Source organism: Bradyrhizobium sp. CSA207, assembly GCF_029051685.1.
Lineage (GTDB): Bacteria > Pseudomonadota > Alphaproteobacteria > Rhizobiales > Xanthobacteraceae > Bradyrhizobium.
Genome location: NZ_JAACFT010000102.1, coordinates 1 through 1,537, shown reverse-complemented (window position 1 = coordinate 1,537; position 1,537 = coordinate 1). Strand labels below are relative to the sequence as shown.

The following is a 1,537-nucleotide window of genomic DNA, read 5'->3' as shown; positions in this document are numbered from 1 at the left end:
TTACGCTTCGCTAACCCACCCTGTACCCTTCTGGCGTTCGTGGCGGCCGTTCGGTGTAGACTGGCCGTGCGGGCCGATCTGCCGGGAGCAGCCTTGCCCACCTGTGCCTTGAGCACCTTCGTAGGAACCGCGCCCCGGCGGAGCGGCCGTGATTTAGATCCAGTAGGAGGTCGCGCCCGAGAGCGCCGGTACAGGGATTGATCAGGATCGCGGTGGCCCGCCTGGAGAGCGAGGAGGTCCCAACAATGATCGAAGATGTACACTGGTTCGCCGGGATCGACTGGGCAACGCAGAGCCATAGCGTTGGCCTGCTGGATGCCGAAGGAAGACAGGTTGCCCGGCGCGAGTTCGCCCATGGCGGCGCTGGGCTGACGGAGTTGTGTGACTGGTTGCTTGAGAAGACCAAGGCCGCGCCGGGACAGATCGCCGTGGCGATCGAGATGCCGCACGGCCCGGTGGTGGAGATGTTGCTCGAGCACGGGTTTGCGGTGTTTGCCATCAATCCCAAGCAGCTCGACCGCTTCCGTGATCGCTTCACGGTAGCTGGTGCCAAGGACGACCGCCGCGATGCCCATGTGCTCGCAGACTCGCTGCGCACGGACCGCGCGGCCTTCCGCCGGCTTGTGGTCGACGATCCGACGATGATCGAACTGCGCGAGTGGTCGCGCATGGCCGACGAACTGCAGCAGGAGCGCACTCGTCTCGCCAACCGCCTTCGTCAGCAGTTGTGGCGCTATTATCCCCAAGCCACCAAGTTGACCGACGATGTCGCCGACGAATGGTTCCTGGCGCTTTGGCAGAAGGTGCCGACCCCGGACAGGGCGGCCAAGGCCAGCGAGAAGGCCATCGCGCGCGTCCTGAGTGTATATCGTATCCGCCGTTTCGATGCGGCGGCGGCGCTCAAGATCTTGCGTGAGACCCCGCTGTTCGTGGCGCCGGGCACGACGGAGGCCGCCTGCGCACACATCCGCAGCCTTGCGGCGCGTCTGCATCTGGTCAATCGGCAGATCAAGGAGGCCCATCAGAGTCTGGACCGTCTATGTGCCGAACTCGAAGCAGAGGAGAAGTCCTCGGGGCAGAGCTGCGGGCAGTGTGACGTGACGATCCTTCGCTCCTGGCCAGGAATCGGCAGAATCAACCTCGCCACACTGCTCGCCGAGGCCACAGAGCCCCTGCGCAGACGAGATTATCATGCTCTGCGCGCTTTGGCAGGGGCTGCCCCAGTGACGCGGCAAAGCGGCAAGCAGCGCTTCGTCGTCCGCCGCCTCGCCTGTAACAGGCGGCTGCAGAGCGCGCTCCACCACTGGTCGCGTGTCGCCATCCAACGCGATGCTGCCAGCCGGCGACGATATGATGCTTTGCGAGGGCGAGGACACGGCCACGCGCGTGCTCTGCGCAGCGTGGCAGATCGCTTGCTTTTTGCCTTATGCGCGACGCTCAAGCGAAAGACCCCTTACGACGCGGACCATAACAGCACGAAGAACTCTGCAAACGCGTGAGCCTATTCCTTTGTTCGGCCAGGCGGCCATTCCTTCGT

The 1,537-nt window shown here is 64.3% G+C and carries 1 protein-coding gene; it reads left to right on the top strand.

What is annotated here, in order from left to right:
- Positions 1–245 precede the first annotated feature (245 nt).
- Positions 246–1,499, top strand: a complete 1,254-nt coding sequence (locus GWG65_RS40125; protein WP_275200908.1) for an IS110 family transposase — start codon at positions 246–248, stop codon at positions 1,497–1,499.
- Positions 1,500–1,537: the final 38 nt, after the last annotated feature.